The organism is Nakamurella sp., from assembly GCF_048594475.1.
Classification (GTDB): Bacteria; Actinomycetota; Actinomycetes; order Mycobacteriales; family Nakamurellaceae; genus Nakamurella.
Map to the genome: position 1 here is coordinate 1 of NZ_JBMDXT010000367.1, position 2,785 is coordinate 2,785.

Consider the following 2,785-nt stretch of genomic DNA (forward strand, 5'->3'; position numbering starts at 1 on the left):
TGGGCGGTTTTGGTCACCTCTCGTGTTCTCCTATTTTACATTCCTTCGTTGTGGACGGGCTGCCGTTCTGGGGCGGGCGCCGCCGCCCGACCAGCACCACTCTGAAGCCGGCGCAGCATCACGCAGCGTCAGATTCCCCGACTGTACGAGGGCACAGGTTGCTGGGATGTTTCACCTGGCGAATCGTGATCCAAGGGTGATCGGCGCTGTCACCGCGCTTCGGGGTGGGGTCCGTCGGCCGCGGCGACCCCTCCGGAAAATCGGGCGAACCGCCCGCAATGACGCTTGATGACGATCATCTTGCGGTGACCACGACCTCCGGCGGGAAATACTGCGACCGGTCTCACACCCTAGCACAGCAGGTTACCGGTCGTTAACCACGACGCGGGGTCGGCGGCGCGTCCCCCGATCAGGTGGCCGGCCACCCGGCCAGGCCGGCCAGCGGGCCGGTCCAGGCCCACCCGGGGTGGTCCTCGGTCAGCACCGCCTGCAGCCCCGGGCCCACCGCGAGCACCGCCCGCGGCTGCACCAGCGGCAACACCGGCAGGTCGACCCAGAGGCCCGGGTCGGCCTCGGCGACCGCGATCTGCCCGGTCAGGGACTGCGCCAGCACCCGCTGCGTGCCCGCCGCGCAGTAGCCCGACAGGTTGCCCGTGCGCGGCGCCGCGGTTCCCGCCGGCACCCCGCCGGCGGAGCCGTCCCCGGTCACGCCGGAGCCGATGCCCGACGGATCCGTCCGCGGGCAGCCGAAGGCCGTCGCGGCCGCGACCGGGTCGTCCGGCCCCCGGGTCAGGTTGATCAGGGCGAGATCGAGAGTGCCCGCCGCCAGGTTGTTCTCGATCAGATCCGGGGCGGCGTCCGGGTACAGGTCGACCTCGATGCCGGCCGCCCCGAGCTGCTGCTGGACCAGCCGGGCGGCGGCCGCGAGGCGCGGCGACCCGCTGGGGTAGCCCAGCCGCAGACGCAGGATCTGGCCGTCCCGGGCGACGTAGAGGCCGTTGCTGGACCACCCCGCGGCGGCCAGGTCGGCCTGGGCCGCGGCCGGGTCGTTCGTCACGATCGGCGGACCGGTCGACCCGGCGACCGAGGCGGCCGCGCCGGAGTCCACCGGGAGCGCGATCTGGGAGCTGACCGTCAGTCCGCCGTCCGGCCAGCCGGCGGTCAGGGCGGCGGCCACCGCCGCCGGATCGAGCGCGGCCGCGATCGCGTGGCGGACCCCCACGTCCGCGGTCGCGCCGCCGGCCGCATTCATCACCAGCTGGAGGGACGACGGCGTCGCCAGCACGGTGCGCCTCTCGGCCGGCACCTGGTCGGCGATGTCCCCGGCGGTGGCGTCGTCCGGCGCGAGCCAGAGCGCCTGCACGTCGCCGCGGTTGAAGGCGGCGAGCAGATCGGGCGGCCGGCCCAGCCGCAGCACCACGGCGGACGGGCCGGGCGGGGTCGCCCAGTACTTGTCGTTGCGCGCGAGCGTGACCTGGCCGGTGACCGGGTCGTAGGAGGTCATCTTGTACCGGTTGCCCGACAGCGGCAGGTCGGTGTCGAGCCCGGACGACCAGCCGCCCGGCGAGTCCTTGAGCAGGTGGCTGGGCAGCAGCGGGGAGAACAGGCTGCGCCACTGCGGGAACGGCTCGGCGAACTCCACGTCGACCGTCTTGCCGGCGTCCCGGGACCGGATCGCGGTGATCAACCGGTATCCCGCCGATGCGACGGTGCCGGGCTGCACCAGCAACTGCTCGCGCAGGTAGGAGAAGTCCTCCGCGGTGATCGGGGTGCCGTCGGACCAGGACGCCTTGCGATCGAGCAGGTAGGTCACGGTGAACGGGTCCACCGAGGTCACCGCGACCCAGTCGACGACGTCCGGATCCGTGCCCACCGACCCGTCGGCGGCCATCACGAACGCCGACGGCAGGACCAGCGAGGCGACCGCCTGCGACGCCGGTGAGTAGTCCGCGACGGCGTACGGGTTGAACCCGGCGATCGGGCCGGACGTGCCGTCGAGGCCGACGACCAGGGTCCCCGGCGCCGGTGGCGCGCTGGAGATCGAGGTGCCGGCGGTGGGGGCGATCGGCGCCGGCAGATTCGGCGGGGTGCACGCGGCCAGCAGCACCGCCATCAGGACGCCCAGGATCAGCCGGCCCGTGCCGGCGCGCGTCGTCACCGACCCCACGGCCTCACCCTACGGACGGACCCGTCGACCGGGCGTGCACCGCCGCCATCTGCCGGCGCGCCTCAGCCGGCGGTCTTGTTCCGGGAGCGGGTCTTGGCCCGGTCGGTCGCGGCCAGCACGACCTTGCGGATCCGCGCCCCCTTCGGGGTCACCTCGACGCACTCGTCGTCGGCGCAGAACTCCAGCGCCTGTTCCAGCGACAGCGAGCGCGGCGGCACCAGGTGGACCAGCTCGTCACCGCTGGACTGGCGCATGTTGGTGAGCTTCTTCTCCTTGGTGATGTTCACGTCCATGTCGTCGGCCCGCGAATTCTCGCCGACGATCATGCCCTCGTACACCTCGGTGGTCGGCGCGACCAGCATCGTGCCGCGTTCCTGCTGGTTGAACATGGCGAACGGGGTCGCCTTGCCGGCCCGGTCGGCGACCAGCGACCCGGTGGGCCGGCCCCGCATCTCGCCGGCGAAGGCCTCGTACCCGTCGAACACGTGGTGCGCGATGCCGGTGCCGCGGGTGTCGGTCAGGAACTCCGTCCGGAACCCGATCAGGCCCCGCGAGGGCACGTGGAACTCCATCCGGACCCAGCCGGTGCCGTGGTTGCTCATGGCTTCCATCCGGCCC

At 72.9% G+C, this 2,785-nt stretch carries 1 protein-coding gene and 1 pseudogene; both read right to left on the reverse strand.

What is annotated here, in order from left to right; all coding sequences use genetic code 11:
• Positions 1-409 precede the first annotated feature (409 nt).
• Positions 410-2,158, reverse strand: coding sequence for an ABC transporter substrate-binding protein (locus ACOJUF_RS16500; protein ID WP_420122916.1), 1,749 nt, complete (start codon positions 2,156-2,158; stop codon positions 410-412).
• Positions 2,159-2,229: 71 nt separating this feature from the next.
• A pseudogene (locus tag ACOJUF_RS16505) lies at positions 2,230-2,785 on the reverse strand (translational GTPase TypA); the annotation flags it as partial.